The sequence below is a fragment of the Virgibacillus salexigens genome, assembly GCF_014905415.1.
In the GTDB taxonomy this organism is placed as follows: Bacteria; Bacillota; Bacilli; order Bacillales; family Amphibacillaceae; genus Virgibacillus; species Virgibacillus salexigens.
Genome location: NZ_BNEO01000014.1, coordinates 1 through 1174, shown reverse-complemented (window position 1 = coordinate 1174; position 1174 = coordinate 1). Strand labels below are relative to the sequence as shown.

General features: G+C 49.0%; 9 tRNA genes and 1 rRNA gene. All 10 read right to left on the bottom strand.

The features are described from left to right. Positions 1-139: 139 nt before the first annotated feature. The 10 genes from JKP73_RS21960 to rrf all read right to left on the bottom strand — a co-directional run bounded on the left by JKP73_RS21960 (position 140) and on the right by rrf (position 1156). A tRNA-Ala gene (locus tag JKP73_RS21960) sits at positions 140-215 on the bottom strand. 12 nt (positions 216-227) lie between these two features. Then, positions 228-304: transfer RNA gene (locus tag JKP73_RS21955), tRNA-Pro, on the bottom strand. 5 nt (positions 305-309) lie between these two features. Next, positions 310-386 (bottom strand) — tRNA-Arg (locus JKP73_RS21950). Between the two features lie 3 nt (positions 387-389). Next, positions 390-478: transfer RNA gene (locus JKP73_RS21945), tRNA-Leu, on the bottom strand. 6 nt (positions 479-484) lie between these two features. Further along, positions 485-559 (bottom strand) — tRNA-Gly (locus JKP73_RS21940). A gap of 27 nt (positions 560-586) precedes the next feature. Then, positions 587-671: transfer RNA gene (locus JKP73_RS21935), tRNA-Leu, on the bottom strand. Between the two features lie 13 nt (positions 672-684). Further along, positions 685-760: transfer RNA gene (locus tag JKP73_RS21930), tRNA-Lys, on the bottom strand. 67 nt (positions 761-827) lie between these two features. Further along, a tRNA-Thr gene (locus JKP73_RS21925) sits at positions 828-903 on the bottom strand. A gap of 3 nt (positions 904-906) precedes the next feature. After that, a tRNA-Val gene (locus JKP73_RS21920) sits at positions 907-982 on the bottom strand. 58 nt (positions 983-1040) lie between these two features. Beyond that, positions 1041-1156 (bottom strand): 5S ribosomal RNA (rrf, locus tag JKP73_RS21915). Positions 1157-1174: the final 18 nt, after the last annotated feature.

Sequence of the window (1174 nt, the reverse complement as noted above, 5' to 3'; positions counted from 1 at the left end):
TTGTTTATGATTAAACACCGTTAATCATTCTTCTTAGCTTCTCCAGAAGTTGCCTTCTGGTTGTTTTATAGAAATAACAGGTTACCTGTTTTTCTTGACATACTGGTTGTTTTGTTCAGTTTTCAAAGAGCAAATAAATTGGTGGAGCCTAGCGGGATCGAACCGCTGACCTCCTGCGTGCAAGGCAGGCGCTCTCCCAGCTGAGCTAAGGCCCCATTGTTTTAAAATGGTCGGGAAGACAGGATTTGAACCTGCGACCCCATGGTCCCAAACCATGTGCTCTACCAAGCTGAGCTACTTCCCGTATTATGGCGCGCCCGAGAGGAGTCGAACCCCTAACCTCTTGATCCGTAGTCAAACGCTCTATCCAATTGAGCTACGGGCGCATATGGTGCCGAGGGCCGGACTCGAACCGGCACGGTAGAAACCTACCGCAGGATTTTAAGTCCTGTGCGTCTGCCAATTCCGCCACCCCGGCATGGCTTGGAGCGGAAGACGGGATTCGAACCCGCGACCCCCACCTTGGCAAGGTGGTGTTCTACCACTGAACTACTTCCGCATATAATGTTATGTAGCTAATTTATTATGGTGCGGGTGGAGGGAGTCGAACCCCCACGTCCGAAGACACTAGATCCTAAGTCTAGCGCGTCTGCCAGTTCCGCCACACCCGCATAACATTCAAAGTGGTGAGCCATGGAGGATTCGAACCTCCGACCCTCTGATTAAAAGTCAGATGCTCTACCGACTGAGCTAATGGCTCATAAATAAAATAAGTGATTTCTAGTTGTTATAATGAACGAATAGCTCGTACATTTAATAATTATAAATGGTGCCGGCCAGAGGACTTGAACCCCCAACCTACTGATTACAAGTCAGTTGCTCTACCAGTTGAGCTAGGCCGGCGCATGGTGGAGGATGCAGGGCTCGAACCTGCGACCCCTTGCTTGTAAGGCAAGTGCTCTCCCAGCTGAGCTAATCCTCCAATGCATTATGTGGATTTTTGATAAAATAATCCATTCTATATTAAAAGTAAGTATAATGCCTGGCGGCGTCCTACTCTTGCAGGGGCAAAGCCCCAACTACCATCGGCGCTGGAGAGCTTAACTACTGTGTTCGGCATGGGAACAGGTGTGACCTCTCCGCTATTGCTACCAGACATTCCTTAAAAATAAGG